Origin of the sequence: Micromonospora sp. GCM10011542, from assembly GCF_042650685.1 — a bacterium.
In the GTDB taxonomy this organism is placed as follows: domain Bacteria; phylum Actinomycetota; class Actinomycetes; order Mycobacteriales; family Micromonosporaceae; genus Micromonospora.
On sequence record NZ_JBHSBO010000061.1, the window covers coordinates 127,294 to 153,974 of the forward strand.

Here is a 26,681-nt window from a genome sequence, read left to right on the forward strand (position 1 = left end):
GCGGCGGCCCGCTGCGCAGGGCCCAGCGGTGGGTCAGGCGGCCCGCAGCGCGGGGCCGGCGGTGATCGAACGCGAGCCGCGCCCGATCGCGACCAGCCCGGACTGCACCATCTCCTTGATGCCGAAGGGCTCCAGGTCGCGCAGCAGCGCGTCCAGCTTGTCCGGCGTGCCGGTGGCCTCGATGGTCAGCGTGTCCGGTGCCACGTCGACCACCCGGGCGCGGAACAGACTGACCGTCTCCAGCACCTGGGCCCGCTCGGACCGGTCGGCGCGGACCTTGACCAGCAGCAGCTCCCGGGCCACCGAGACCTGCGGGTCCAGCTCAACGATCTTGAGTACGTTCACCAGCTTGTTCAGCTGCTTGGTGACCTGCTCCAGCGGCGAGGACTCGGCGTTGACCACGATGGTGATCCGGGAGACGTCCGGGTTCTCGGTCTCGCCGACGGCGAGGCTGTCGATGTTGAATCCGCGCCGGGAGAACAGGCCGGAGACCCGGGCCAGGACACCCGGCTTGTTCTCCACCAGGACGGACAGCGTGTGCATCGTCACTCTGACTCCTTTGGCATGCCCTCATGGCCCTCGCTGCGCTCGGTGCGTTCGGTCATGACTAGATCTCGTCCTCGTCGAAGGCCGGGCGGACGCCGCGGGCGAACATGATCTCGTCGTTGCTGGTGCCGGCGGCGACCATCGGCCAGACCATGGCGTCCTTGCCGACCACGAAGTCGATCACCACGGGGGCGTCGTTGATCTCCATGGCGGCGGCGATGGTCTTGTCCACGTCGTCGGCGTTCTCGCAGCGCAGCCCGACGCAGCCGAGCGCCTCGGCGAGCTTCAGGAAGTCGGGGATGCGGTGCTTGTGGGTGCCGAGGTCGGTGTTGGAGTAGCGCTCGTTGTAGAAGAGCGTCTGCCACTGCCGGACCATGCCGAGGTTGCCGTTGTTGATCACGGCGATCTTGACCGGGATCCCCTCCAGGGCACAGGTGGCCAGCTCCTGGTTGGTCATCTGGAAGCAGCCGTCGCCGTCCACCGCCCAGACCACCGTGTCCGGCTTGCCGACCTTGGCACCCATCGCCGCCGGGACCGCGTAGCCCATCGTGCCGAGCCCGCCGGAGTTCAGCCAGGTGTACGGCTTCTCGTACGAAATGAACTGGGAGGCCCACATCTGGTGCTGGCCCACCCCGGCCACGAAGATCGCGTCCGGGCCGGCGATCTCGCCCAGCCGCTTGATCACGTACTGCGGGGAGAGCGTGCCGTCGGCCGGCTCCTCGTAGCCCAGCGGGTAGCGCTTGCGCAGGTCGTCGAGCTGGGTCCACCAGTCACCCAGGTCGGTGCCGTGCCCGGCCGCCCTCTCGGCGCTGACCGCGGCGATGAGCTCGTCGATGACGTGCCGGGCGTCGCCGACGATCGGCACGTCCGCGTGCCGGTTCTTGCCGATCTCCGCCGGGTCGATGTCGGCGTGCACCACCGTCGCGTCCGGGGCGAACGAGTCCAGCCTGCCGGTGACCCGGTCGTCGAAGCGGGCGCCCAACGCCACGATCAGGTCCGCCTTCTGCAGGCCGTAGACCGCGGCCACGGTGCCGTGCATGCCGGGCATCCCCAGGTGCTGCCGGTGCGAGTCGGGGAACGCGCCGAGCGCCATCAGCGTGGTCACCACCGGGATGCCGGTCAGCTCGGCCAGCCGGCGCAGCCCGTCGGTGGCGCCGGCCTTCAGCACGCCCCCGCCGACGTACAGCACCGGCCGGCGGGCGTTGGCCATCAGCCGGGCCGCCTCCCGGATCTGCTTGCCGTGCGGGTGCAGGGTGGGCCGGTAGCCGGGCAGGTCCAGGGTCGGCGGCCAGGCGAAGGTGGTCGGCGCCTGGAGCACGTCCTTGGGGATGTCCACCAGCACCGGGCCGGGCCGGCCGGTGCTGGCCAGGTGGAACGCCTCGGCCAGCACCCGCGGAATCTCCTCGGGTGTCTGGACCAGGAAGTTGTGCTTGGTGATCGGCAGGGTGATCCCCTGGATGTCCGCCTCCTGGAAGGCGTCCGTGCCGATCGACGGCCGCGCCACCTGACCGGTGATCGCGACCATCGCCACCGAGTCCATGTACGCGTCGGCGATTGGGGTGACCAGGTTCGTCGCGCCCGGGCCGGAGGTGGCGATGCAGACGCCGACCTTGCCGGTGGCCTGCGCGTACCCGGTCGCGGCGTGTCCGGCGCCCTGCTCGTGACGGACCAGGATGTGCCGGACCGTCGAGTCGTAGAGCGGGTCGTACGCCGGCAGGATCGCGCCGCCCGGGATGCCGAAGACGACGTCCACGCCGAGCGCCTCCAGGGACCGCACCAGCGAGCCGGCGCCGGAGACCTGGGCCGGGGCGGATGGCCGTACCGCCGGGATGGCCGGGGCGACCGCGGTGCGGGCGGCGGCGGGGTCGGCGTCGAGCGCCGGCTCGGCGGTCGTGCGGGCCCGCCGGGCGGAGTGGGCGAGGGTCTCTGGCGTGGGTCTCGTCATGGCGGTTCAGGCCTTCGGCTGGAGTGGCTGGGCTTGTCAAGCGGTACGACGCGGGCGGGGCCCGCCCCGACAGGTTCCGACGGCAATAAAAACGGCCCTCGTGCAGATGCACGGGGCCAGCGCACTCTCGATGAGGGAGAGTGCGCTCAGGTAAGTACTCGCAGCGACCGGGACGACATGGGGCTAAGCCTGACGCATCTCACGCGATGAGTCAACTGATCCCACATGATGGTCAACGGAGGGCGGCGTGTCGCCCGCCGACGCGCCCTCGACGGCGGAACTGACCTGCCCGGACGTGCCGGATCCCCGGCGCGGCGCGGGCAGCGGGGCAGGGAGCGGAGCCGGGACCGGGGCCGGTCGGGCCCCGGGCGAGGTGGCCGCCTCCAGCATCGCCTCCAGGTGCTCGGCCGGCACTCCCCAGCCGAAGAGCGCGCCCTGACCGAACCGGCAACCCGCGGCGACCACGGCGGCCAACTCGGTGGGCGTGGTCACCCCCTCGGCGATCACCTCGAGCCCGAGTTGGTGACCCAGTCGCATGACGATGTCGACCATCGGCGCGAACGCCGGGCCGTCCTGGCCGACCGGCCGCACCGGCTCGTGCTCCGCCACCAGGCTGTGGTCGATCTTGAGGATGTCGATCGGCAGCCGGCGCAGCTGCCCCAGCGAGGAGTAGCCCGCGCCGAAGTCGTCCAGCGCGATCCGCACGCCGGTCAGCCGCAGCGCGGTCAGCCGCCGGATCAGCTCGTCCAGGTCGGTGGCGACCGCGTGCTCGGTGACCTCCAGCACCAGCCGCTGCGGCGGCACGTGGTGGGCGCGCAGCGCCTCGGCGACCTGGACCACGTACTCCGGGGCGTGCAGCTCGCGCGGGGAGACGTTCACCGACACCCAGACGTCGTGCCCGTCGGCCAGCCAGCGGGAGAGCTGGTAGCAGGCCTGGTGCAGCACCCACGCGCCGAGCGTGGCGATCATGCCGCACTCCTCGGCCAGCGGGATGAACTCGTCCGGGCGCACGTTGCCCAGCTCGGGATGGTGCCAGCGCAGCAGCGCCTCGGCTCCCACCGGGCGCACCGAGGGCAGCGAGGCCACCGGCTGGAAGGCCAGCCGCAGCTCGTCGCGCTCGATGGCGCCGCGCATCTCGTGCTCCAGCGTGGTACGCCGGCGCAGCAGCTGGTCGTACGCGACGTCGTAGCGCTCGATCCGGTTCTTGCCCCGCTGCTTGGCGTAGCGCAGCGCCAGGTCGGCGTGGCGCAGCAGCAGCTCCACGTCCGGCTCACCGGCCCACCCGGCGACCCCGATGCTGACCGAGAGGAAGACCGGCCCGTCCGGCTGGTCGTAGGCACGGTTGAGCACCCCGAGCAGCCGCTCGGCCACCCGGTCGGCGTCGGCCGGTCGGCCGGGCATCAGCACCGCGAACTCGTCGCCGCCGAGGCGGGCCGCCACGTCGCCTGGGCGCAGGTTGCCCCGCAGCCGCCGACCCACCTCGGCCAGCACCGCGTCACCCACGTCGTGCCCGCGCATGTCGTTGACGTTCTTGAAGCCGTCCAGGTCGAGGCCGAGCAGCACGCACGGGGCGCCCGCCTCCGCGCTGCGGTGCAGCGCGCGCAGCAGACCACGCCGGTTGGCCAGGCCGGTCAGCACGTCGGTGTGCGCCAACTCCCGGAAGTGCGCCTCCCGTTCGGCCAGCCGGCCGGCGTACTCCCGGACGTCGCGAAGAGTGAGGGACTGCCGGGCCACCAGCGCGAAGCCCTCCACACTGCCGGCCACGATGCCCAACGCCGTGAACCGGCCGTCCTGGAGCAGGTGGTACATCGCCGAGGCGGCCATCGCGAGCATCGGGGCGAGCGCGTACTCGCCGTCGCGGCCGATCAGATCCAGCTCGACCTGCCCGGGACGGTCGGCCCGGTACACGGCGAGCGCGGAGGTCAGCAGGCCGGCCGCGAGCACTGCCGCGCCGGTCAGCGCCCTGGTCGGCCCAGCCTGGCAGAGCCCGGCGGCCAGCCCCAGCCCACCGCCGGTGACCGCCGTGACGCCGGCGCCCAGCGCGACCAGCCGCCGGCGCGGTGCGACGGCCCGGAAGACGACGATGACGGCGAGCCCGGCGCCGAGCGCGGCACTCACCGTGGCCAGCAGGATCGGCGGGCAGGCCATCGGGGTGGCGTCGCCGAGCAGTCGGGTCGGCTCGGAGAAGAGCACCCAACCGACGAACCAGAGCGCCGTACCCATGATCAGACCGTCCAGGGCGAGCCGGGCCGTCCCGGACGCCGTGGCCGCCACCCCGGGCAGCCGGAGCAGGCCGGCGGAGAAGATCACGCCGCTCAGCGCCGTGCCCACCGAGACCACCGTGGCCCAGCCGGTGCGCTGCCCCTGCTCGTTCGCCCAGTGCTCGTGCACGACGAGCGCCGCCAGCACCCCGGTCAGCAGGCTGGCCAGGGCGACCCCGGAGGCCACCGCGAGCAGCACGTGCGCCGGCCGGCGGGATCCGGCGCGCCGCCGGGCGACCACGGTCAGAAGCGCGACGGCCGAGGCGGCGGCGAGCCCGCTCAGCGCCGCGACGGCGACCACGCCCGAGGGGAAGTGCACGCCCTCCAGAGTGCCGGATGGGCGCTCGCCGTGGAGGACCGGGTGTGCATCTGTTGGGACACGGCGTACACGTCGGGCGGGTGTCGCGCCGGCGGTGCCAGACTGGTACGCATGCCTGAGCTGCGGTCGAAGACCTCCACCCACGGTCGGATGATGGCCGGCGCCCGGGCCCTCTGGCGGGCCACCGGGATGACCGACGACGATTTCGGCAAGCCGATCGTCGCCATCGCGAACAGTTTCACCCAGTTCGTGCCCGGTCACGTCCACCTCAAGGACATGGGTGGCCTGGTCGCCGACGCGGTGGCCGAGGCCGGCGGGGTGGGGCGGGAGTTCAACACCATCGCGGTGGACGACGGCATCGCCATGGGCCACGGCGGGATGCTCTACTCGCTGCCCAGCCGCGAGCTCATCGCCGACGCGGTGGAGTACATGGTCAACGCGCACTGCGCGGACGCCCTGGTCTGCATCTCTAACTGCGACAAGATCACCCCGGGAATGCTGCTGGCCGCGCTGCGGCTCAACATCCCCACCGTCTTCGTCTCCGGCGGCCCGATGGAGGCCGGCAAGACGATGGCGATCGAGGGCGTCGTGCACAGCAAGATCGACCTGATCGACGCGATGATCGCCTCCTCGAACGAGGCGGTCACCGACGACCAGCTCGGCGAGATCGAGCGCTCCGCGTGCCCGACCTGCGGCTCCTGCTCCGGCATGTTCACCGCCAACTCGATGAACTGCCTCACCGAGGCGATCGGGCTGGCGCTGCCCGGCAACGGCTCGACGCTGGCCACCCACGCCGCGCGCCGGTCGCTCTTCGTCGAGGCCGGCCGCACCGTCGTGGAGATCGCCAAGCGCTGGTACGACGGGGACGACGCCTCGGTGCTGCCCCGCGCGGTCGCCTCGAAGGCCGCCTTCGAGAACGCCGTGGCCCTGGACGTGGCGATGGGCGGCTCCACCAACACCGTGCTGCACCTGCTGGCCGCCGCGCGCGAGGCGGAGCTGGACTTCGGCGTGGCCGACATCGACGCGATCTCCCGGCGGGTGCCCTGCCTGGCCAAGGTGGCGCCGAACTCGCCGCAGTACCACATGGAGGACGTGCACCGCGCCGGTGGCATCCCGGCGATCCTCGGCGAGCTGGACCGGGCCGGGCAGCTCAACCGGGACGTGCACGCGGTGCACTCGCCGTCGCTGGCGCAGTGGCTGACCGACTGGGACGTCCGGGGCGGTTCGCCGACGCCGACGGCGGTCGAGTTGTTCCACGCCGCGCCGGGTGGGGTGCGTACCACCGAGCCGTTCTCCACCACCAACCGCTGGTCGTCGCTGGACACCGACGCCGCCGGCGGCTGCATCCGGGACCGGGAGCACGCCTACTCCGCCGACGGCGGGCTGGCCATCCTGCACGGCAACCTCGCCCCGGACGGCTGCGTGGTGAAGACCGCCGGAGTGCCCGACGAGTGCCTGACGTTCCGCGGCCCGGCCAAGGTGTACGAGTCCCAGGACGACGCGGTCACCGCGATCCTGGCCAAGGAGATCGTCCCCGGCGACGTCGTGGTGATCCGCTACGAGGGCCCCAAGGGTGGCCCCGGCATGCAGGAGATGCTCTACCCCACGTCGTTCCTCAAGGGCCGGGGGCTGGGCCGCTCGTGCGCGCTGCTCACCGACGGCCGCTTCTCCGGCGGCACCTCCGGGCTTTCCATCGGCCACGTCTCCCCCGAGGCCGCCTCCGGCGGACTGATCGCCCTGGTCCGCTCCGGCGACGAGATCGCCATCGACATCCCGGGCCGCACGATCGAGCTGAACGTGCCGGCCGACGAGTTGGAGGCGCGACGGGTCGCGGAGGAGAAGCGCGACAAGCCGTACACCCCGACCGACCGGCAGCGGCCGGTGTCCGCGGCGCTGCGCGCGTACGCCTCGATGGCCACCTCGGCCAGCGACGGCGCCTACCGCCGGGTGCCTGAGTAGGTTCGACCGTTGGAAGCATGCCAGGTACGAGATATGCCTCGGAGGCATAGATATGACTCACCGGCATATCGCTCGTAGGTGCCCGCCGCACGCCACCGCTACCGGCCGTCAGGCTCGCCGGGTTGGCCACGGTCAGGCGGTCAGTGCGTTGCGGGGACCGCCCCGGCCAGGGCGATGCCGCGGGCGTGCCGGATGGCGGCGGGGGTATCGGGGAAGACCAGTCCCGCGTGACGCAGTTCCTCGGCGATCCCGAGAGTGCTGAGGACCTGGTCGTGACCAGGGGCGATGCCGGAGAGCAGCACGGTGATTCCGCGTCCCCGCAGCCGGCGGATCGCGTCCCCGAGGACGTGCGCCCCGGTGGCGTCGAGCGCCGACACCCGGGACATTCGCAGGATGACCACCCGGACGTCAGCCACCTCCGAGAGTTCCAGCAGGAAGGTGTGCGCGGCGGCGAAGAAGAGCGGCCCGTCCAGCCGGTAGGCGACGATGTGCTCGGCGAGCAGGGCGTGTTCCTCGGCGGTGTGGTCTCCGGGCTCCAGCGGCACCTGTTCCAACCGGGCGCTGCGGGCCACCGCGCGCAGCGCGACGACGACCGCGACGGCCACACCGACCGCCACCGCGGTGACCAGGTCCCAGATCACCGTCACGGCGAAGGTGAGCACGAGGACCAGCGCGTCGCCGCGGGTGGCCCGCGCGAGCGCCCAGAGTGAGCCGGCCTCGACCATCCGGACGGTGGTGGCGATCAGCACGCCGGCCAGCGCGGCGAGCGGGATCCGGCCGACCAGGGGCGCTGCGGCCAGCACGATCGCCGCGAGGGCGACGGCGTGGGTGAGCGCGGCCAGCTTCGAGGACGCCCCGGCGCGGACATTGACCGCCGTCCGTGCGATGGCGGCGGTCGCGGGGATGCCACCGAAGAGCGGGGACGCGAGGTTGGCCAGTCCCTGACCGAACAGTTCCCGGTCCGGGTCGTGCCGCTCGCCGACGGTCATCCCGTCGGCCACGGTGGCCGACAGGAGACTTTCCAGTGCGGCGAGAGCCGCCACCGCGAGCGCCGAGGGAAGCAGCACACCGACCGCGTCGAGGTCGAGGAAGCCCAGCGACGGCTCGGGCAGCCCCTGCGGCAGGGCGCCGATCCGGACCAACTCGACCGGAGTGGCCTCGGCCAGCACCGTCGCCGCGGCCACCCCGAGCAGTGAGAACGGCACCCCGAGACGCCAGCGGGCGCCGATCAACATCAGCGCCGCGACGCTCAGGGCCACCGCGACGGCGGCCGGCCGAGGATGTACGACGAACCGGGTGACCGCGTCGGCCGCCACGGCCCAGACCCGATCGCCCTCGGCGTCGGTCACGCCGAGCGCGGCGGGCACCTGTTGCAGGGCGATCACCACTGCGATACCGGCGGTGAAGCCCTCGATCACCGGGGTGGGTAGGTACCGGACGTACCGGCCGAGACGGGCGAGGGCCAGGGCGACCAGGATCAGCCCGGCCATCGCGCCGACCATCAGCACCCCGGTCGGGCCGAACTGTTGCACCACTGGCACCAGCACCACGGTCATCGCCCCGGTCGGGCCGGACACCTGGAGGTTCGAGCCGCCGAAGACGGCGGCCACGGCACCGGCGATCACGGCGGTCACCAGGCCGGCCTGGGCGCCCAGCCCGGAGGTGACCCCGAACGCCAGGGCCAGTGGCAGCGCCACCACCGCGACGGTCAACCCGGCGAGCAAATCCCGGCGCGGCGAGCGGCGGACGGCGGCCCAGTCCGCGCGGCCGGGCAGCAACCCGCGCACTCGGTGACTCACTGGTCCCGTCCATCGGCGCGCAACTCGTCGAGGAGCGCGTCCCGGTCGGTGAGGACCGCGCCGAGGATGCGCCGCCCGGCGGCCAGCAGGTCGGCCACGTCGGGCGTGCTGAGCGCGTACATCACCAGGGGGCCGTCCCGGTACGAGGTGACCATGCCGGCGCGACGCAACACGGCCAACTGCTGGGAGAGGTTGGACGCCTCGACGTCGATCGCCACCAGCAGGTCACGAACGGGCTTGGGGCCGTCCTGGAGCAGTTCGAGGACCCGGATGCGCACCGGGTGCCCGAGGGTGCGGAACAGTTCCGCCTTCGCCTGGTACAGCGGCACCGACATGAGCACCCCCATTCGCTGAAGACTTTAGCACTTGAAGAAATCTTCAAGACGATTGGTACGGTGCCCCGCGGCGGCCGGCCGACCGGATGCCGGGGTCGGTCGGTCGGCCGCCTCTCGGGTCACTCGGCGGGGAGGTTGCCCAGGTCGTGCCCGATGTCGTTGACGCAGCGCAGCACCGGTCGGCTGGTCAACGCGCGCTCGTCGAGCGGCGCGTCGCCGCGCACGGTGAAGGTGGCCGACTCGCCCGGCAGCAGGGTGACCAGCGCGTCGTCCACCGACGCCGCCGGGTCCAGCCGGTCCGGGAAGAGGGTCAGGTCGCGCACTACCGTGCGGGCGGTGACCCGTACCCGCTGCCCGCCGTCGACCGGCTCGACGACCGCGTCCCAGGCCGCCGCCGGCCACTCCACCTCGCGGTCCTCGGCGAAGAACCACAGCGCCCGCCGGGCGCTCTCCCCCGCCTCGGCGAGCAGCAGTTCCCTCCGGGCCTCGTCCGGCCGTGCCAGCTCCGCCGGCAGCGGCACCGTCACCGTGGCGTACGCGGGCACGTCCAGCTCCACGGTCGTCTTCGCCCGCGGTTCACCGGCGAGGGTCACCCGGGCCAGCGAGGCCGAGGCGCGCCACGGCGTGCCGCCGTCGTTGACCGCCACCAGCACCAGCCCGCCGTCGCGGGGCTGCACGGTCAGCAGGCGGTCGGCGTACGCGTCGCGCAGCGCGTACCACAGCGGTTTGCGGCGGCCGTCGCCGTCGATGGCCGACCAGGAGGTGACCGGCCAGCAGTCGTTGAGCTGCCAGACGATGGTGCCCATGCACACGCCCCGGTGGGCGCGGAAGTGCTCCACCCCGAGCTGGATCGCGCGGGCCTGGTTGAGCTGGGTCAGGAAGTGCCAGTCGTCGAAGTCCGCCGGGGCGGGCAGGTGGGCGTCCAGGCCCCGTTGGAGCTTGGCGTCCCCGCCGGCCGCCTTCTGGTGGTGCGCCATGCCGGGCGAGTCGGGGGCGAGGGGCTCGTCGCTCAGCGCCCGGCGCAGGGTGGCGTACGCGGGCGGGCCCTGGTAGCCGAACTCGGCGACGAAGCGGGGCACGTACTCGCGGTACTTCGTGTAGTCGTCGGTGTTCCACACGTCCCAGATGTGCGTGGTGCCGTGCGCTGGATCGTTCGGGTGGATGTCGTCCGTGCCCGACCAGGGGCTGCCCGGCCAGTACGGACGGGTCGGGTCCAGCTCGCCGACGATCCGGGGCAGCACGTCCAGGTAGTAGCCGCGACCCCAGGTGCGGCCGGCCAGCGGTTCCTGCCAGTCCCAGTCGTGCCAGCCCCAGATGTTCTCGTTGTTGCCGGTCCAGAGCACCAGCGAGGGGTGTGGCGCGAGCCGGGTGACCTGCTCGGCGGCCTCGGCGGCGACCTCGCTGCCGAACGGCTCCTCCTCCGGGTACGCGGCGCAGGCGAAGAGGAAGTCCTGCTGCACCAGCAGACCCCGCTCGTCGGCGAGGTCGTAGAAGTCCTCCGACTCGTACCGGCCGCCACCCCAGATCCGCAGTAGGTTGACGTTCGCCGCGGCGGCCTGGTCGAACCGCTCGGCCAGCCGGTCGCGGGTGATCCGGGTGGGGAAGGTGTCGTCGGGGATCCAGTTGACCCCACGGACGAAGACCGGGACGTCGTTGACCGACAGCGCGAACGGGGTGCCGTGCTCGTCGGGGGTGGTGTCCAGGCGCACCGAGCGGAAGCCGATCCGCCGGGACCAGGTGTCCAGGGTGGCGCCGTCCGGCCCGCGGAGGGTCACCTCCAGCGGGTGCAGGGCCTGCTCGCCGTACCCCCGGGGCCACCACAGCGCCGGCTCGCGGACGTCGAGGGTCAGCACGGCCGTGCGCTGCCCGGCCGGGACGACCACCTCGGCGCTGGCGCCGGCGACGGCGGCCCGGACGGTCAGCGGTACGTCGGCGACCCGCTCGACCTCGACGTGCAGCTCCACCCGTCCGTCCCGCCCGGCCAGGGTGACCAGCGGGCGGACGGTGTCCAGCCGGGCGGTGGACCAGGCGTGCAGGCCGATCTCCTGCCAGATGCCGGCGGTCACCAGGGTCGGCCCCCAGTCCCAGCCGAAGTTGCAGGCCATCTTGCGGATGAACTGGAACGGCTCGGGGTAGGCGTTGGGCCGGTCGCCGAGCCGGTCCCGCTGCGCCTCGGCGTAGCGGTAGGCGGAGTCGAACGTGACCACGAGGTCGTTGTCGCCGTCCCGCAGCAGCGAGGAAACGTCGAACCGGTAGCCGCGGTGCGCGTTCTCGGTCCGCCCGACGCGCACCCCGTTGAGGGTGAGCGTGGCGACGGTGTCCAGACCGGCACAGACCAGGTCGACCCGGTCCTCGTCCCCGGCGGTGCGGGCGAAGGTGGTCCGGTAGCTCCAGTCGGTACGCCCGATCCAGGCCAGCGCCACCTCGTTGTCGTCGAGGTAGGGGTCGGGGATCAGCCCGGCGGCGAGCAGGTCGGTGTGCACGCACCCGGGGACGGTGGCCGGCACGTCCCGGCCGGCGATCCCCTCCGGCACCTGCGCTCCGGCTGCGGCCCGCAGCGTCCAGCCGACGTGGAGTGCCTCTCGGCTCACGACTTCACCGCACCTTCCATGATTCCGCGGACGATCTGACGTCCACCGATGAACAGCATGACCAGCAGGGGGATGGTCGCCACGAAGGCCCCCGCAAGCACCCGACGGTAGATGACGTAGTTGCCACTGGCCAGGTCGGAGATGGCGACCATCGAGGTCGGGAAGTCGGTGCCGCCCAACACGTCAGCGCGACGCCGACGGGAACTCCTCGAAGTACGCCTCCACCCGCTCCGCGGTGGCCGGGCGGGCCAGCCCGAAGCCCTGCCCGTACCGGCAGCGCGCCCGGTGCGCCCCGTCCACCTGGGCCGGTGTCTCCAACTCCTCGGCCACGATCTCCACCCCGAGGCGCTCACCGACGCTGACCACCACGTCGATCAGCGGCGGCTGCCCGTCCGACGTCGCCGCCACCAGCTCCGGGCCCACCTTGAGCAGGTCGATCGGCAGTCGGCGGAGCTGGGCCAGTGAGGCGTGCTCGGCCCGGAAGTCGTCCAGTGCCGTGCGGACGCCCAGCGACCGCAGCCCGGCCAGCCGCGCCACGACGGTCGACAGGTCGGCCGCGACCCGCGGCTCGGCCACCTCCACCACCAGCAGCTCCGCCGGCACCCCGTACGCCGCCAGCACCGCGGCGGTGCGCTGCACGAAGTCCGGCGTGGTCAGCTCCCGGGTGGTGACGTTGACCGCCATCCAGAGCTGCCGGGCGCCCGCCGACCACTCGGCCAACTGCCGACAGGCCCGGTCCACGACCCACCACTCCAGCTCCCCGAGCAGGTCCAGGTCCTCGGCGACCGGCAGCAGTTCGGCGGGGAGCACCGTGCCCAGCACCGGGCTGCGCCAGCGCAGCAGCGCCTCGGTGCCCACCGGCTGCCGGTCGGCCAGGCCCAGCACCGGCTGGTAGACCAGGTCCAGCTCACCTCGGGCCACCGCTCCGGGCAGCTCGCGTTCCAGGTCCAGCCGCCGGACCAACTGCTCCTCCAGGAACGCGTCGTACCACTCGACCCGGTCCCGGCCGAGCTGCACCGCCCGCCGCCGGGCCAGCTCGGCCTGGCGCAGCACGTCCACCGGCCCGGTGCCACCCACCTCGGCGAGCCCGATGCTCGCCTGCACCCGCAGCACCGAACCGGCCAGCTCGTACGGCGTGGTCAGCGCGGCCAGCAGCCGGTTGCCCAACGCGTACGCCAGCAGCGGGCCGGCGGGGGTGACCACCGCGAAGCCGGCGCCGGCCCAACCGGCCACCGTGTCCGCGGGACCGACGACGGCGTGGGCCCGGCGGACCGCCTCGGCCAGCAGGTCGTCCCGCAGGGTCGGACCGACCCCCTCGGCGCCGGTGCCGTGCAGGTCCACCAGGAGCAGCGCGCCGGCCGGCGCCGGCACGTCACCGATCGCGGCGAGCGCGTCCAGGAGCGTCGCCGGCTCGTCCGGACCACCGGCGCCGGCCGGATCGGACCGGTCGCCGGCGTCGACCGCCGGCCAGGCGGGCAGGCCGGCGAGTGACCCACCGGCGGCGGTGCCGAGCCACTGCGGCCGCCCCACCGCCAGCGACCCCGCGCGGCGGTGCCGAACCGGCCGTCCGGTGCCCCGCCGGCTGTGCGCGGCCGGCCGTTCGGGCGTGCCCGCGCGGACCATCTCGCGCAGCACGAGCGGGGGCACCGCCGCCAGGGCCAGGAGCACGGTGGTGCGATCGAATGCCCGGCCCGCGCCCAGGTGCAGGCCCGCCGCGAGCAGCAGCACCGCGGCCGGGAGCACGACCCGGGGCCAGGCGGGCGCGGCCCGGACCGCCGGTTCGCCGGCCAGCGCGGCGGCCGCGCCCAGCGCGGTGAGCAGCATCCCGACCACCAGCGGCGGTACGGCCAGCAGGGCCGCCCGACCGGCCGACGTGGGCGGCAGCGTGGTCAACAGCACGATCCCGAACAGCAGCAGCAGGGCACCGCCCCGGCAGGTCGCCACCCCGGCCCGCCGGTGCGTTCCGGTGAACGCGCAGAGCGCGCCCATGCCCAGCCCGCCGAGGGCGACCACGGCGAGCAGGCGGGCCGGCGCCGGCCCGGCAGCGCGGGGCAGCAGCAGCCAGCCGGCGAGGGACAGCCCCACGGCCGGGCCGCCCGCCGCGCTCAGCCGCCCCAACCGGACCCGGATCGACGGGCGGGGCCGACCGGGTAGCCGGAGCAGCCCGCCGAGCGCCAGAGCCGCCACCAGCAGGGAGCCGGCCAGCGCGGCGGCCCGGTGCCCGGCCGCGAGCAGGGGCAGCAGGGCGGCGCTGACACCGGCCGCCACCACCGCCGCGTCGAGCAGCACGGCCACCGACCGCCGGTCCGCCCGGCCCCGGGCGGACCGCCCGGTGGACGGGGCGGAAGTCGACTGGGCGGGATCGGCGGCGGCCAGCCGGGAGAGCCGTACCCCGGCGAGGGTGGCGCCCGCGCCGCCGGCCAGCGCGACCACCACCGGGGCCGGGACCAGGCCGTCGACGCCGGCGAGGACGAGCAGCGCCACCGCCGTGGACACGGCGGCCTCCGGCGCCACCCGGCGGGGGACGGGCAGGCGGAACGGGTACGCGAGGAGCACGGCGGTCGCCTTCGTGAGGGGGCACGGGGGCGGTGCGACGGTGCGGGACGGCGGACGTTGCGGGTCCGCTGCCCAACTGTGCAGAACGACCGGCGGCCTCTTTGGTTACGCGCCGGCCACCGATCCAGGCAATGACCCGTGTCACTGTACGGCGTGATCGGGCGGAATCGCACCGCCCGCCGCGAGCCGGACCGGCCGGGGGTGGGATCATCGCGGGGTGAGTACGTCCGAGACGGTCCGCTTCCGGTACAACCAGGCCATCCTGGCCGCCGCGGTCATCGCCTTCATCGGCGCCCTGCCGCTGGCCAACGCCCGGGGGTACCTGCTGCCGGTGCTGCTCGTTCCGCTGGCCGTCGGCGTCTGGGCCTGGCGTGCCGGCACCGACGCCGACGCCCGGGAGCTGCGCCTGCGCGCGCTGGTCGGGCAGCGCCGGATCACCTGGGACCAGGTGGCCGAGCTGGCCACCGACGCGCGCGGTCGGGCGGTCGCCCGACTCCACGACGGTCAGCAGGTCGTCCTGCCGGCGGTACGCGGCGACGACCTGCCCCGGTTGGTCTCGGCCACCGGCCAGACACTGCCCGACACGGCCGGCTGATCCGGCCGGTCAGTAGCCGTCGACCACCGCGTTGATCAACGGCTGGCCGGCGGCGAACCGGCGGACCTGGTCGCCCACCAGCCGGTAGGCACGCGGCAGCAGCCCCCGCACCGACCCGGCCACGTGCGGCGTGAGCAGCACGTTCGGCATGGTCCAGAGCGGAGAGTCGGCGGGCAGCGGCTCCGGGTCGGTGACGTCCAGCGCGGCCGAGATCCGGCCGGTGCCCAGCTCGGCGACCAGCGCCTCGGTGACCGCCACCGGGCCCCGGGCCGCGTTGACCAGCAGCGCGCCGTCCGGCATCGCCGCCAGGAACGCCTTGTCGATCAGACCCCGGGTCTGCTCGGTCAGTGGCACCAGCACGACCACCACGTCGGCCTCGGGCAGCAGGCGAGGCAGCTCCTCGACGCCGTGCACACCCTGCTCGGGCCGGGCGGTCCGGGCAACCAGGGTGAAGCTCACCTCGAACGGGGCCAGCCGGTCCCGCACCGCCGTGCCGATCGAGCCCGCGCCGACGATGAGCACCCGCTTGCCGGTCAGCTCGTCGGTCGGGGCAACCCCGTCGTACGCCCACTGCCCGCGCGCCTGGGCACGTACGAAGGTGGGGAACGCCCGCAGCTGAGCCAGGATCGCGGTGACCACCCACTCGGCGGTGGACGGGTCGTGCACCCCGCGGGCGTCGCAGAGCGTCACACCGTCCGGCATCCGGCCGGCCCAGGCGTCGGCGCCGGCGGAGAGCAACTGCACCACCGCCAGGTCGGGCAGCCCGTGCAGCAGCGCGGTGGCGTCCGAGCCGGCCAGGAACGGCGGCACCCAGAACCGCACGTCGGTGACCGGGGAGGGCAGCCGGTCGGGATGCTCGACGGTCTCCACCGTGACGTCCGGCGGCAGCTCGCCGAGCAGGTCGAGGCCGGCCTCGTGCGGGATCCATACCTTCACGTCCGCCGACGATAGCCCCCGGCCGGGCCGGCCGCGCGGGCACGGCGGGCGGACCGCCCGCGCAGGTGTGCGGCCGGGCGAGACTGGGCACACAGCGCGACGACGCGTGCCCGTACGAGGTATAACGAAGGGTCGGAGCGCCGGTCGGCCTCCACCTCCGGCAGACAGGTGCTCGATGACCGACGGCTCCACCCCTACCGCCGCGCGGCGCCCGACCGCCCCTCCCTCGGCGCTCGGCGACCCGGCGCGGTTGCGGGCGCTCGCCGACACCGGTCTGGACGCCGCGCCGGACGAGGCGTTCGACCGTTTCGCCCGGCTGGTCAGCGACCTGCTCGACGTGCCGGTCGCGCTGGTCTCCCTGGTCTCCGCCGACCGGCAGTTCTTTCCGGGCGCGGTCGGGCTGCCCGAGCCGTGGGCCGCCCGCCGACAGACCCCGCTGAGCCACTCGTTCTGCCAGCACGTGGTCGACGTCGAGGTGCCGATGGTGCTGCCCGACGCGCGGCTCTATCCCCGGGTGCGGGGCAATCTGGCCATCGAGGACCTCGGTGTGGTCGCGTACGCCGGGATGCCGCTGACCGACCTCTCCGGTCGGGTCCTCGGCTCACTCTGCGCGATCGACAGCAAGCCGCGCGCCTGGACGGCCGGGCAGCTGCGGACCCTGGCCGACCTGGCCGCCGCCTGCTCCTCGGAGCTGCGGTTGCGGATCGCGTTGGACGGCGCCCAGGAGGCGCGGCTGCGGGCGGTGCACGCGCACGAGCGGCTGGAACTGCTCGCCGGATTGAGCGAGACGCTCGCCGGCACGTTGGACGTCGGCACCGCGCTGCGCCGGCTCGCCGACACCATGGTGCCGCTGCTCGCCGACTGGTGCGTGGTCACCCTGGTCGGGCCGGCCGGCCAGCCGCGCGACGTCGTCGCGGTGCACCGCGACCCGGCCCGGGCGGCGGACGCCGGCCGCTTCGCCGAGCTGACCACCACCGGGCTCAGCCCGGAGTCGATGACCCGGGCGGTGCTGCGCACCGGCCAGCCGCGACTGGGCGTGGCGGCATCGCCGGCCGACGTGCGACGCGGCACGACCGATCCCGAGATGGCCGCGATCGCCGACCGGCTCGGCATCGCCTCCTACCTGAGTGTGCCGGTCCGCGCCGCCGGCGGCACCGTGCTCGGCGCGATCACCCTGGTCAACGGCGCCCAGCGCCAGCAGTTCGACGACCGCGACGTGCGCACCGCGGTGGACATCGGCCGCCGCGCCGGGCAGGCCATCGGCAACAGCTCGATGTACGGCGAGCAGCGGCACGTCGCCGAGGTGCTGCAACACAGCATGCTGCCGCAGCTGCCGGCGGTGCCCGAGCTGGAGCTGACGGCCCGCTACCAGCCGGCGGCCGACCGCGTGGAGGTCGGCGGCGACTGGTACGACGCCTTCGTGCAGCCCGACGGCGACGTGATCGCGGCGATCGGCGACGTGGCCGGGCACGACATCGAGGCGGCGGCGACCATGGGTCAGCTGCGCAACCTGGTGCGGGGCAACGCGTTCGGGCGGCCGGACGCGGTCGGCGAGCTGATGACCCACCTGGACGGCGCCATCCGGGGGCTGCGCCTGCCGATCGCGGCCACCGCGACGCTGGTGCGGATCTGCCCCGCGCAGGGCGGGGTCCGGGAGGTCACCTGGTGCAACGCCGGGCACCCGCCGGCCCTGCTGGTACGCGCCGGCGGCATGGTGCAGGTCCTCGACGGCGCGCCCGAGCCGCTGCTCGGCCTGGTCCGACCGGTCCGGCGCACCAGCCGGACGACGAGCCTGGCGCGCGGCGACACCCTCCTGCTCTACACCGACGGGCTGATCGAACGTCGGGACCGGTCCATCGACGACGGCCTGCGCGAGTTGGTCGACCAGCTGACCGGCACCGACACCCTGCCCCTCGACGAGCTGTGCGACCTGCTGCTGCGGGCGGGCGACCAGCGCGAGGACGACACGGCGCTGCTGGCCGTACGGTCGCACTGAGCCGACCACCCCGAGCCGGGAATGCGGCCGGGCACGCCCGGGGTGTCCGGCCGGCTACCCTGGGCCGGGTGAGCGCCCGTCCCCCGTACCCTCGCATCCACCGCCTGCGGGCGGCCCTCGCGGCGTCGTGCGCGGCGCTGCTGCTGGCCGCCAGCGGTTGCAGTTTCGGCGAGCCGGAGCCGGACCCGGCCGGTGAACCACCGAACCTGCCCACCCCGTCGTCCTCGGCGACCGCGGGTGGCGCCGGCCAGCAGGCGGTGGCGACGGTGCTGGCCAAGGGGTTGCGGGTGCCCTGGGCGATCGCCTTCCTGCCGGACGGGGGCGCGCTGGTCACCGAGCGGGACACCGGCCGGATCCTCCAGGTGGGCCCGGAGTCCGGGCCGGACGGGCTGCGGGTCCGCGTGGTGCAGACCATCACCGACGTGGCCGCGGCGGGCGAGGGCGGCCTGCTCGGCATCGCGGTCTCCCCCGGCTACGACCGGGACCGGACGCTCTTCGTCTACTACACCACCGAGCAGGACAACCGGATCGTCAAGCTGCAACTCGGCGGGCAGCCCACCCCGATCCTCACCGGCATCCCGAAGGCGGGCGTGCACAACGGCGGCGGGCTGGGCTTCGGTCCGGACGGGCAGCTCTACGCCAGCACCGGCGACGCCGGGGAGCGACCCCGGGCCCAGGACGTCAAGAACCTCGGCGGCAAGATCCTGCGGATCACCGCGGACGGCAGGCCGGCCGCCGGCAACCCCTACCCCGGCTCCCCCGTCTGGTCGTCGGGACACCGCAACGTGCAGGGTTTCGCGTGGGACGCCGCCAAGCGGATGTACGCGGTGGAGTTCGGCCAGAACACCTGGGACGAGATCAACCAGATCACCAAGGGCGGCAACTACGGCTGGCCGCAGGTCGAGGGGCGAGCCGGCGACAAGCGGTACACCGACCCGATCGTCCAGTGGCAGACCTCGGACGCGTCCTGCTCCGGGTTGGCCGCCGTGGATCGGCTGCTGGTCACCGGCTGCCTGCGCGGCAAGCGGCTGTGGGTGGTGGAGCTGACCGAGACCGGCACGGTCCTCGGGCAGCCCACGGAGCTGCTGACCAACCGGTACGGTCGGTTGCGGGCGGTGGCCGCCGCACCGGACGGGTCGCTCTGGGTGAGCACCTCCAACCACGACGGGCGGGGCGAGCCGGCGGCCGACGACGACCGGCTCCTGCGGGTGGTCTTCGCGGGCGGTGACGGCGGCCGTAGCTGACCGGGCGCGCCGCCATCCGTCAGGTTTGCCAAGATCCTCCGACGGGCAGGTCAGAATCTCAGCATGGACGGGCAGCGGGACGAGCAGCGCGGCGGCACGGGGGACGAGCACGACCCGGTGACCGGCGTCGGTCGGCGTCGCTGGACGCGGTGGTGGACCGGCAGCGGCGGCCGGCCAGGTCCGCTGCGCCGCGCCGGGGTGATCCTGGCGGTGCTCACCGTGGCCCTGGTCGGGACGGTGCTGGGGGTGCTGGCCGGCGGGCGGGTCAACACCGACATCGGGCCGTTCCGGGCCAGCCTCACGCTCGCCCCGGCCGCCGCCGGCAGCACCACCGTCGACATCCCACCGCTGGGCGCGCTGCTGCTGGACAGCCACGACGGGCCGATCCACCTCACCGTACGGCTGGGCGCGCTGGACCAGGGGCGCACCGAGGCCCTGCTCGACGACCCCGCGAGCATCAGCCGGGCCAGCCAGACCGCCGTCGAGGACGTGCGGGCCGGTGTGATGCGGCTCGGCCTGCGTACCCTCGCCTCCGCCGTGCTGGTCGCGCTGCTGCTGGCCGCGCTGGTCTTCCGGGACGTACGGCGGACGGCCTGGGCCGGGGGTCTGGCGTTGCTGGTCACCGCGGGCAGCCTCGGTGGGGCGGCGGCCACCCTGCGACCGCAGGCGATCGAGGAGCCGCGCTACGAGGGGCTGCTGGTCAACGCGCCGGCCATCGTCGGCGACGCGCGCCGCATCGCCAACGACTACACCAAGTACGCCGAGCAGTTGCAGCGCCTGGTCGGCAACGTCAGCCAGCTCTACACCACCGTGTCGTCGCTGCCGGTCTACGAGCCGGCGCCCGGCACCACCCGGGTGCTGCACATCTCGGATCTGCACCTGAACCCGACGGCCTGGCAGCTGATCCGGACGGTGGTCGAACAGTTCGGCATCGACGTGGTGATCGACACCGGCGACATCACCGACTGGGGCAGCGAGCCGGAGGCGTCGTTCGTGGCCTCGATCGGCCTGCTCAAGAAGCCCTACGTGTTCATCCGGGGCAACCACGACTCGGGCCGGACCGCCGCGGCGGTGGCCCGGCAGCCGAACGCGATCGTGCTGCAGAACTCGACCACCACGGTCGCCGGGCTGACCGTCGCCGGCATCGGTGACCCGCGCTTCACCCCGGACAAGAACACCTCCCCGGCCGGCAGCGGGCTGACCGCGCAGGTGGCCGACCAGGTGATCGGCGTCGGAGAGCAGCTCTCCGCCACGGTGCGCAACTCACCGCGACGGGTGAACATCGCGCTCGTGCACGACCCGGCCTCGGCCGGACCGCTCTCCGGCACCTGCCCGCTCGTCCTGGCCGGGCACACCCACGCCCGGCAGGTCTCCCGGCTGCCCCAGGTGCCCGGGCAGCAGCCCACCGCGCTGATGGTGGAGGGCTCCACCGGCGGCGCCGGCCTGCGCGGCCTGGAGGGTGAGAAGCCCACCCCACTGTCGATGACCGTGCTCTACTTCGACCAGCAGAAGATGCTCCAGGCGTACGACGACATCACCGTGGGCGGCACCGGGCAGTCCCAGGTCAACCTGGAGCGGCACGTGGTGCAGGAGCCGGCGAAGGGCGCGCAGGCGCCGGTCACCCCGACCCCGAGCCGGGGTGGATCGCAGTCACCCACCCCGAGCCCGACCTCGACCCGCTGACCCGTCAGCGCAGCGCGAGGGCGGCCAGGGCGGCGTTGACGATGCTGCCGGGGAGCAGGTCGTGCAGCTCGTACAGCTCGGCCACGCTGCCGGACTGGCCGAACTCGTCCACCCCGAGCGGCACCGCCGAAGCGCCGACGGCCGAGCCGAGCCAGGCCATCGCGTGCGAGGCGGCGTCGTGCACGGTCACCACCGGCACCCGGTCGGCGAACGCGGAGCGCAGCGCACCCGGAACGCTGGGCACCGTGGCGGTGCGGACGCCCTGGCGCAGCGTGCGCTGCCAGGCCCGGTAGAGCCGGTCCAGCGAGGTGACGTCCACGACGTGCGCGGCCACGCCCTCCTCGGCCAGCTCCGCCGCCGCGGCCAGCACCTCCGGCAGCACCGCACCGGAGGCGGCCAACTGCACCACCGGCGCGTCGGCCAGGTGCGGGTACGCCTGGTGCGCGTCGACGAGCCGGTACGCCCCGGCGACCACCTGCCGGCGCAGCACCGCGTCACCGAGCCGGGCCCGGGCCGCCTCGAACGGCGCCTGGTCCAGCGGTCGGGTGCTGAGCCGGAAGTAGTAGGCCCCGTCCTCGGTCGGCGCGGCGGTCGCCGTCGGGGTGGACCCGCCGGCGATCTGGCCGAGCGCGTCGCAGAGCAGCCAGTCGAGGGTGGCCGCGTACGCCGGCTCGATGAAGGTCACCCCGGGCAGCTCCAGGCCGACCGACGCGGTGATGGTGGACTGGTGGGCGCCACCCTCCGGCGCCAAGGTGATGCCGGACGGGGTGCCGGCCACCACGAACCGGGAGCCGGAGTAGGTGCCGTACAGGAAGGCGTCCAGGCCGCGCAGCACGAACGGGTCGTAGACCGTGCCGACCGGCAGCAGCGGCTGCCCGGACAGGTCCCACGACAGGCCGAGCTGACCCAGCAGCAGGAACAGGTTCATCTCGGAGATGCCCAGCTCGATGTGCTGCCCGGCCGGGCTCTCCGTCCAGCGCAGCATCCGATCCTCGGTCCAGGACCGCTGTTCGGTGGGGGCGAACACCCCGGTCTTGTTGATGAACCCGGCCAGGTTGGTCGAGGTGGCCACGTCCGGGGCGGTGGTGACCAGGTAGCGGCCGACCTCCCGGTCCCGGGCCAGGTCCACCAGCACCCGACCGAAGACCTCCTGCGTGGAGATGGGCTTGGCTGCGCGTACTCCGGTGCTCTCCGGAACGGTGACCCCCAGCGCGCGCTCGCGGGGCGCGCGGGACAGCGCCTCCCGGCGGGCGCCTGCCGTGATGCCGGCGGGGGTCGCCGGGTCGAGGCGGTCCCACTCGGTCTCCGGGGTCAGGCCGTGCGCGGCGCGCAGCGCGTCGACCTGTTCGGTGCTGAGCAGCGCCGAGTGGTTGCGCGGATTGCCCGCGATGGGCAAACCCCACCCCTTCACGGTGTACGCGAAGATCACGCTGGGCCGGTCGGTGACCGCGTCGCACTGGGCGTACGCGTCGAGCATCGCGGACAGGTCGTGCCCGCCCAGGTCGGTGACAAACGGACCCAACTCGTCGTCGGCGATGTCGGCGATGAACTCGGCGATGCCGGCCGGCGCGCCGTCCAGGAACTGCTTGCGCAGCGCCGGGCCGGCCAGCCCGAACAGCGACTGGTACTGCTCGTTCGGCATCCGGTCGATCCAGTCGCGCAGCGCCGCACCGCCCGGCCGGGCGTACGCCTCGGCGAGCTTGCGGCCGTACTTGACCTCGACGACGTGCCAGCCGGCTGCCTCGAACTGGCCGCGCCACTGGTTGATCCGGATGCCGGGCACGACCCGGTCCAGCGACTGGCGGTTGAAGTCGACCAGCCACATGACGTTGCCCAGGCCGGTGGTGGCCGGGTCGGCGACCGCCTCCCAGATGTTGCCCTCGTCCAGCTCGGCGTCCCCGATCAGGGCGACGAACCGCGAGTGCGGGCGGGCCCCGAAGTGCGCGTCGACGTAGCGCCGGGTGGCGGCGGCGAAGAGCGGCGCCGCCGCGCCGAGGCCGACCGAGCCGGTGGAGAAGTCCACCTCGTCGGGGTCCTTGGTGCGCGACGGGTACGACTGGAGGCCGCCGCGGGCCCGCAGCCGGGGCAGGTAGGAGCGGTCCAGGTTGCCCAGCAGGTACTGGATGGCGTGGAACACCGGCGAGGCGTGCGGCTTGACCGCGACCCGGTCCTCGGCGTCCAGGTGCGCGAACCAGAGGGCGGTCATCGCGGTGACCAGCGAGGCGCTGGACGCCTGGTGCCCGCCGACCTTCACCCCGTCGCCGGTGGCCCGGTCGTGGTTGGCGGCGTCCACGATCCGGGTGGCGAGCCAGAGCACCCGCCGCTGGATCTCGTCGAGGACGTCGAGGTCGTGCTGGTTCACGGTGGCTCCATCCGGGCGTCGCCGGTGACGCCCTCGCGAGGGGTGCGGGGTGACCGCGGCGGTGATGCGGGGTGGCCGCGGCGGTGGTGCGGGGTGGTGCGGGTGTTAGGAAGGGCCCCTTCCTATGCGCCAGGCGTTAAGAAGGGGCCCTTCCTTGCAGTTCAGCCCTGGACGCCGAGGCGCTCCAGGATCAGCTCGCGGACGGTCTTCGCGTCGGCCTGGCCGCGGGTGGTCTTCATGACCGCGCCGACCAGCGCGCCGGCCGCGGCGACCTTGCCGCTGCGGATCTTGTCGGCGATGCCCGGGTTGGCGGCGATCGCCTCGTCCACCGCGGCGGTGAGTGCGCCGGTGTCGGAGACGACCTCCAGGCCGCGGTTCGTCATGATCTCGGTCGGCGAACCCTCGCCGTCGACCACGCCCTCCAGGACGGTACGGGCCATCTTGTCGTTGAGCTTGCCGGCGTCGACCAGCCCCTGCAGCTCGGCCACCTGCTCCGGGGTGGCGCCGATGTCGGCCAGCTCCACGCCGGTCTCGTTGGCCCGGCGGGACAGCTCACCCAGCCACCACTTGCGGGCCGCGGCCGGGGTGGCGCCGGCGGCGACGGTGGCCTCAATCAGCTCCACCGCGCCGGCGTTCAGCACCGACTGCATGTCCAGGTCGGACAGGCCCCACTGCTCCTGGAGCCGGCGCCGGTGCACCCGGGGCAGCTCCGGCAGGGCGGCCTTCAACTCGGCGACCCAGGCGGGGTCCGGGGCGAGCGGCACCAGGTCCGGCTCGGGGAAGTAGCGGTAGTCGGTCGCGGTCTCCTTGGACCGGCCCGGCCGGGTGTCCCCGCTGTCCTCCTGGAAGTGCCGGGTCTCCTGGGTGATCCGCCCGCCGGCGTCGAGCACCGACGCCTGGCGCAGCATCTCCGAGCGGACCGCCCGCTCCACCGATCGCAGCGAGTTGACGTTCTTGGTCTCGGTGCGGGTGCCCCACTCCTCGCCCGGCAGGTTGAGGGAGGTGTTCACGTCGCAGCGCAGCGAACCCTCCTCCATCCGCACGTCCGAGACGCCGAGGGTGCGGATCACGTCGCGCAGCTCGGTGACGTACGCCCGGGCCACCTCCGGCGCGAGCGCGCCGGTGCCCGGGATGGGCTTGGTGACGATCTCCACCAGCGGGATGCCGGCCCGGTTGTAGTCGACAAGCGACTCGGTCGCGCCGTGGATGCGGCCGGTGGCGCCGCCGACGTGCAGCGTCTTGCCGGTGTCCTCCTCCAGGTGCACCCGCTCGATGCCGATCCGGACCGTCTCGCCACCCACCTCGACGTCCAGGTAGCCGTCGACGCAGAGCGGCTCGTCGTACTGGCTGATCTGGAAGTTCTTCGGCATGTCCGGGTAGAAGTAGTTCTTCCGGGCGAAGCGGCACCACTCGGCGATGGAGCAGTTGAGTGCCAGACCGATCCGGATGGTCGCCTCGATGGCCGCCTTGTTGGCCACCGGCAGCGAACCAGGCAGGCCCAGGCAGACCGGGCAGGTCCGGGTGTTGGGCTCGCCGCCGAAGTCGGTCGGGCAGCCGCAGAACATCTTGGTGTTCGTGCCCAGCTCGACGTGGGTCTCCAGGCCGATCACCGGTTCGTAGCGCGCGACGACCTCGTCGTACGCGGGCAGTGTCGTGGTCATCTGAGCTCCTGACTCACAGCGCCGGTGGGGTGAACGTGCCGACCGCGGACTCCAGCGCGGCGGCGACCCGGTACATCCGGTCGTCGGCCATCGTCGGAGCCATCACCTGCAGGCCGACCGGCAGCCCGTCGGAGAGGCCGCAGGGCACCGAGATGCCCGGCCCGCCGTACAGGTTGGTCGGGATGGTGAACAGGTCGGCCAGGTACATCTGGTACGGGTCGGACATGCGCGCACCGATCGGGAACGCCACGAACGGGGTGGTCGGCGAGATCAGCGCGTCGACCTGCTCGAAGGCGGCGGTGAAGTCCCGGGTGATCAGCGTCCGGACCTTCTGCGCCTGCCCGTAGTAGGCGTCGTAGTAGCCCGACGAGAGGGCGTACGTGCCGATCATGATGCGCCGCTTGACCTCGGGGCCGAAGCCGGCCTCGCGGGTCAGCGACATGACCTCCTCCAGCGACCGGTTGCCGTCGTCGCCGACCCGCAGGCCGAACCGGACGCCGTCGAACCGGGCCAGGTTGGAGGAGCACTCGCTCGGCGCGATCAGGTAGTAGGCCGGCAGCGCGTAGGCGAAGTTCGGGCAGGAGATCTCGACGATCTCCGCGCCCAGCTTGGTCAGCGCGTCGACCGACTCGCGGAACGCCGCCATCACGCCCGGCTCGGCGCCCTCGCCGACGAACTCCTTGACGATGCCCAGCCGCACGCCGGTCAGGTCGCCGGTCGCGCCCAGCTTCGCCGCCGCCACCACGTCCGGCACCGGCTGCGGGATGGAGGTGGAGTCGCGCGGGTCGTGCCCACCGATCACCTGGTGCAGCAGCGCGGCGTCCAGCACCGTACGGGCGCACGGGCCGGGGGTGTCCAGCGACGAGGAGAAGGCGACCAGCCCGTACCGGGAGGTGCCGCCGTAGGTGGGCTTCGCGCCCACGGTGCCGGTGACCGCGCCCGGCTGCCGGATCGAGCCGCCGGTGTCCGAGCCGATCGCCAGCGGCGCCTCGTACGCGGCCAGCGCGGCGGCGCTGCCGCCACCCGAACCGCCGGGGATCCGGTCCAGGTCCCACGGGTTGTGGGTCGGGCCGTACGCGGAGTATTCGGTGGAGGAGCCCATCGCGAACTCGTCCATGTTGGTCTTGCCGAGCATCACCGTGCCGGCGTCGCGCAGCCGCTGCACGATCGTCGCGTCGTACGGCGGGCGCCAGCCCTCGAGGATCTTCGACCCGACCGTGGTCGGCACGCCCTTGGTGGCGAGCACGTCCTTCACGGCGACCGGAACGCCCGCGAGGGGGCCCAGGTCCTCGCCGGCGGCGCGGCGCTCGTCCACCGAGCGGGCCGCGGCGAGCGCGCCCTCGGAGTCGACGTGCAGGAAGGCGTGCACCCGGTCGTCGACCGCTGCGATCCGGTCCAGGTGGGCCCGGGTCACCTCGACGGCGGAGGTCTCGCCACCGGCGACCAGGGCGGCGATCTCCGACGCGGTCATTCTGGTCAGATCGCTCATGAGGCCACATCCTCGCTCAGGATCCGCGGTACGCGGAACCGCTGGTCCTCGACGTCCGGCGCGCCCGAGAGCGCCTCCTCCGGGGTCAGGCACGGCGTCACGACGTCCTCGCGCAGGACGTTGGTCAGCGGCACCGAGTGCGAGGTCGGCGGGATGTCCGCGGCGGCGACCTCACCGACCTGGGCGACCGCCTGGAGGATCACGTCGAGCTGGCCGGCGAACATGTCCAGCTCCTCCTCGGTGACGGCGAGCCGCGACAGGCGCGCCAGGTGCGCGACCTCCTCGCGGGAGATGGCGGCCATCCGTGCCCCCTTCTGATGTCCTGCTGCTCGGGCGGTGTGCCGGTCGCGCGACGGGTGGAGCGTGACGCGCGGTGACCGGAGCGAGTCTATTGCGCCCGCTCC

The 26,681-nt window shown here is 73.7% G+C and carries 18 protein-coding genes; 5 read left to right on the top strand and 13 right to left on the bottom strand.

The window, feature by feature from the left end; all coding sequences use genetic code 11:
- Positions 1 to 33 precede the first annotated feature (33 nt).
- From ilvN to ACFOW4_RS26095, 3 genes are all read right to left on the bottom strand, one after another.
- Positions 34 to 549, bottom strand: coding sequence for an acetolactate synthase small subunit (gene ilvN, locus ACFOW4_RS26085; protein WP_377532457.1), 516 nt, complete (start codon positions 547 to 549; stop codon positions 34 to 36).
- 58 nt (positions 550 to 607) lie between these two features.
- Complete coding sequence (locus ACFOW4_RS26090; RefSeq protein WP_377532460.1) at positions 608 to 2,491, bottom strand: acetolactate synthase large subunit; 1,884 nt, start codon at positions 2,489 to 2,491, stop codon at positions 608 to 610.
- 183 nt (positions 2,492 to 2,674) lie between these two features.
- The gene (locus ACFOW4_RS26095; protein ID WP_377532462.1) at positions 2,675 to 5,071 is read right to left on the bottom strand and encodes a putative bifunctional diguanylate cyclase/phosphodiesterase; all 2,397 of its coding nucleotides are present in this window, start codon (positions 5,069 to 5,071) and stop codon (positions 2,675 to 2,677) included.
- 111 nt (positions 5,072 to 5,182) lie between these two features.
- On the opposite strand from ACFOW4_RS26095, the gene ilvD reads away from it, so the two are divergent.
- The gene (ilvD, locus tag ACFOW4_RS26100; RefSeq protein WP_377532465.1) at positions 5,183 to 7,030 is read left to right on the top strand and encodes a dihydroxy-acid dehydratase; all 1,848 of its coding nucleotides are present in this window, start codon (positions 5,183 to 5,185) and stop codon (positions 7,028 to 7,030) included.
- Between the two features lie 140 nt (positions 7,031 to 7,170).
- On the opposite strand, the gene ACFOW4_RS26105 is transcribed toward ilvD, so the two are convergent.
- The 5 genes from ACFOW4_RS26105 to ACFOW4_RS26125 all read right to left on the bottom strand — a co-directional run bounded on the left by ACFOW4_RS26105 (position 7,171) and on the right by ACFOW4_RS26125 (position 14,311).
- Positions 7,171 to 8,829, bottom strand: a complete 1,659-nt coding sequence (locus ACFOW4_RS26105; RefSeq protein WP_377532468.1) for a SulP family inorganic anion transporter — start codon at positions 8,827 to 8,829, stop codon at positions 7,171 to 7,173.
- Positions 8,826 to 9,164, bottom strand: a complete 339-nt coding sequence (locus ACFOW4_RS26110) for an ArsR/SmtB family transcription factor (RefSeq protein ID WP_377532745.1) — start codon at positions 9,162 to 9,164, stop codon at positions 8,826 to 8,828. Before ACFOW4_RS26110 ends, ACFOW4_RS26105 begins: the two co-directional genes overlap by 4 nt.
- A gap of 119 nt (positions 9,165 to 9,283) precedes the next feature.
- Positions 9,284 to 11,755 carry a glycoside hydrolase family 2 protein gene (locus tag ACFOW4_RS26115; protein ID WP_377532470.1) on the bottom strand — a complete coding sequence of 824 codons (2,472 nt, stop codon included), beginning with the start codon at positions 11,753 to 11,755 and terminating at the stop codon, positions 9,284 to 9,286.
- Positions 11,752 to 11,937, bottom strand: coding sequence for a hypothetical protein (locus ACFOW4_RS26120; protein ID WP_377532472.1), 186 nt, complete (start codon positions 11,935 to 11,937; stop codon positions 11,752 to 11,754). Before ACFOW4_RS26120 ends, ACFOW4_RS26115 begins: the two co-directional genes overlap by 4 nt.
- Before the next feature lies 1 nt (position 11,938).
- Entirely contained in the window at positions 11,939 to 14,311 is a 2,373-nt protein-coding gene (locus tag ACFOW4_RS26125; protein ID WP_377532474.1) for an EAL domain-containing protein, read from the bottom strand.
- Positions 14,312 to 14,528: 217 nt separating this feature from the next.
- On the opposite strand from ACFOW4_RS26125, the gene ACFOW4_RS26130 reads away from it, so the two are divergent.
- Entirely contained in the window at positions 14,529 to 14,906 is a 378-nt protein-coding gene (locus tag ACFOW4_RS26130; protein ID WP_377532476.1) for a PH domain-containing protein, read from the top strand.
- A 9-nt stretch (positions 14,907 to 14,915) separates the two neighbouring features.
- Here the strand turns inward: ACFOW4_RS26130 and ACFOW4_RS26135 are convergent, their stop codons facing one another.
- Positions 14,916 to 15,842, bottom strand: coding sequence for a 2-hydroxyacid dehydrogenase (locus ACFOW4_RS26135; protein ID WP_377532479.1), 927 nt, complete (start codon positions 15,840 to 15,842; stop codon positions 14,916 to 14,918).
- A 175-nt stretch (positions 15,843 to 16,017) separates the two neighbouring features.
- Between ACFOW4_RS26135 and ACFOW4_RS26140 the strand changes: the two genes are divergently transcribed.
- The 3 genes from ACFOW4_RS26140 (at position 16,018) to ACFOW4_RS26150 (ending at position 20,765) form a co-directional block, all read left to right on the top strand.
- Positions 16,018 to 17,838: a SpoIIE family protein phosphatase gene (locus ACFOW4_RS26140; protein WP_377532481.1), complete on the top strand. Its 1,821-nt coding sequence runs from the start codon at positions 16,018 to 16,020 to the stop codon at positions 17,836 to 17,838.
- A gap of 68 nt (positions 17,839 to 17,906) precedes the next feature.
- Positions 17,907 to 19,082 carry a PQQ-dependent sugar dehydrogenase gene (locus ACFOW4_RS26145; RefSeq protein ID WP_377532484.1) on the top strand — a complete coding sequence of 392 codons (1,176 nt, stop codon included), beginning with the start codon at positions 17,907 to 17,909 and terminating at the stop codon, positions 19,080 to 19,082.
- 63 nt (positions 19,083 to 19,145) lie between these two features.
- On the top strand, positions 19,146 to 20,765 hold the full coding sequence (locus ACFOW4_RS26150; protein WP_377532486.1) for a metallophosphoesterase: 1,620 nt from the start codon (positions 19,146 to 19,148) through the stop codon (positions 20,763 to 20,765).
- A gap of 4 nt (positions 20,766 to 20,769) precedes the next feature.
- Here ACFOW4_RS26150 and ACFOW4_RS26155 read toward each other — a convergent pair whose 3' ends face one another.
- From ACFOW4_RS26155 to gatC, 4 genes are all read right to left on the bottom strand, one after another.
- Complete coding sequence (locus tag ACFOW4_RS26155) at positions 20,770 to 23,127, bottom strand: pyruvate dehydrogenase (RefSeq protein ID WP_377532489.1); 2,358 nt, start codon at positions 23,125 to 23,127, stop codon at positions 20,770 to 20,772.
- Between the two features lie 161 nt (positions 23,128 to 23,288).
- Entirely contained in the window at positions 23,289 to 24,788 is a 1,500-nt protein-coding gene (gatB, locus tag ACFOW4_RS26160) for an Asp-tRNA(Asn)/Glu-tRNA(Gln) amidotransferase subunit GatB (protein ID WP_377532492.1), read from the bottom strand.
- A 13-nt stretch (positions 24,789 to 24,801) separates the two neighbouring features.
- Positions 24,802 to 26,277, bottom strand: a complete 1,476-nt coding sequence (gatA, locus tag ACFOW4_RS26165) for an Asp-tRNA(Asn)/Glu-tRNA(Gln) amidotransferase subunit GatA (RefSeq protein ID WP_377532495.1) — start codon at positions 26,275 to 26,277, stop codon at positions 24,802 to 24,804.
- Entirely contained in the window at positions 26,274 to 26,579 is a 306-nt protein-coding gene (gene gatC / locus ACFOW4_RS26170) for an Asp-tRNA(Asn)/Glu-tRNA(Gln) amidotransferase subunit GatC (RefSeq protein ID WP_377532498.1), read from the bottom strand. The genes gatA and gatC overlap by 4 nt, the downstream gene beginning before the upstream one ends.
- Positions 26,580 to 26,681 lie beyond the last annotated feature (102 nt).

Excerpts from the sequence above, each read along its gene's own strand:
- ACFOW4_RS26150 (WP_377532486.1), top strand. The coding sequence starts at position 19,146 with ATGGACGGGCAGCGGGACGAGCAGCGCGGCGGCACGGGGGACGAGCAC.
- ACFOW4_RS26140 (WP_377532481.1), top strand. The coding sequence starts at position 16,018 with ATGACCGACGGCTCCACCCCTACCGCCGCGCGGCGCCCGACCGCCCCT.
- gatC (WP_377532498.1), bottom strand. The coding sequence starts at position 26,579 with ATGGCCGCCATCTCCCGCGAGGAGGTCGCGCACCTGGCGCGCCTGTCG.
- ilvD (WP_377532465.1), top strand. The coding sequence starts at position 5,183 with ATGCCTGAGCTGCGGTCGAAGACCTCCACCCACGGTCGGATGATGGCC.
- ACFOW4_RS26110 (WP_377532745.1), bottom strand. The coding sequence starts at position 9,164 with ATGTCGGTGCCGCTGTACCAGGCGAAGGCGGAACTGTTCCGCACCCTC.
- gatA (WP_377532495.1), bottom strand. The coding sequence starts at position 26,277 with ATGAGCGATCTGACCAGAATGACCGCGTCGGAGATCGCCGCCCTGGTC.
- gatB (WP_377532492.1), bottom strand. The coding sequence starts at position 24,788 with ATGACCACGACACTGCCCGCGTACGACGAGGTCGTCGCGCGCTACGAA.
- ACFOW4_RS26090 (WP_377532460.1), bottom strand. The coding sequence starts at position 2,491 with ATGACGAGACCCACGCCAGAGACCCTCGCCCACTCCGCCCGGCGGGCC.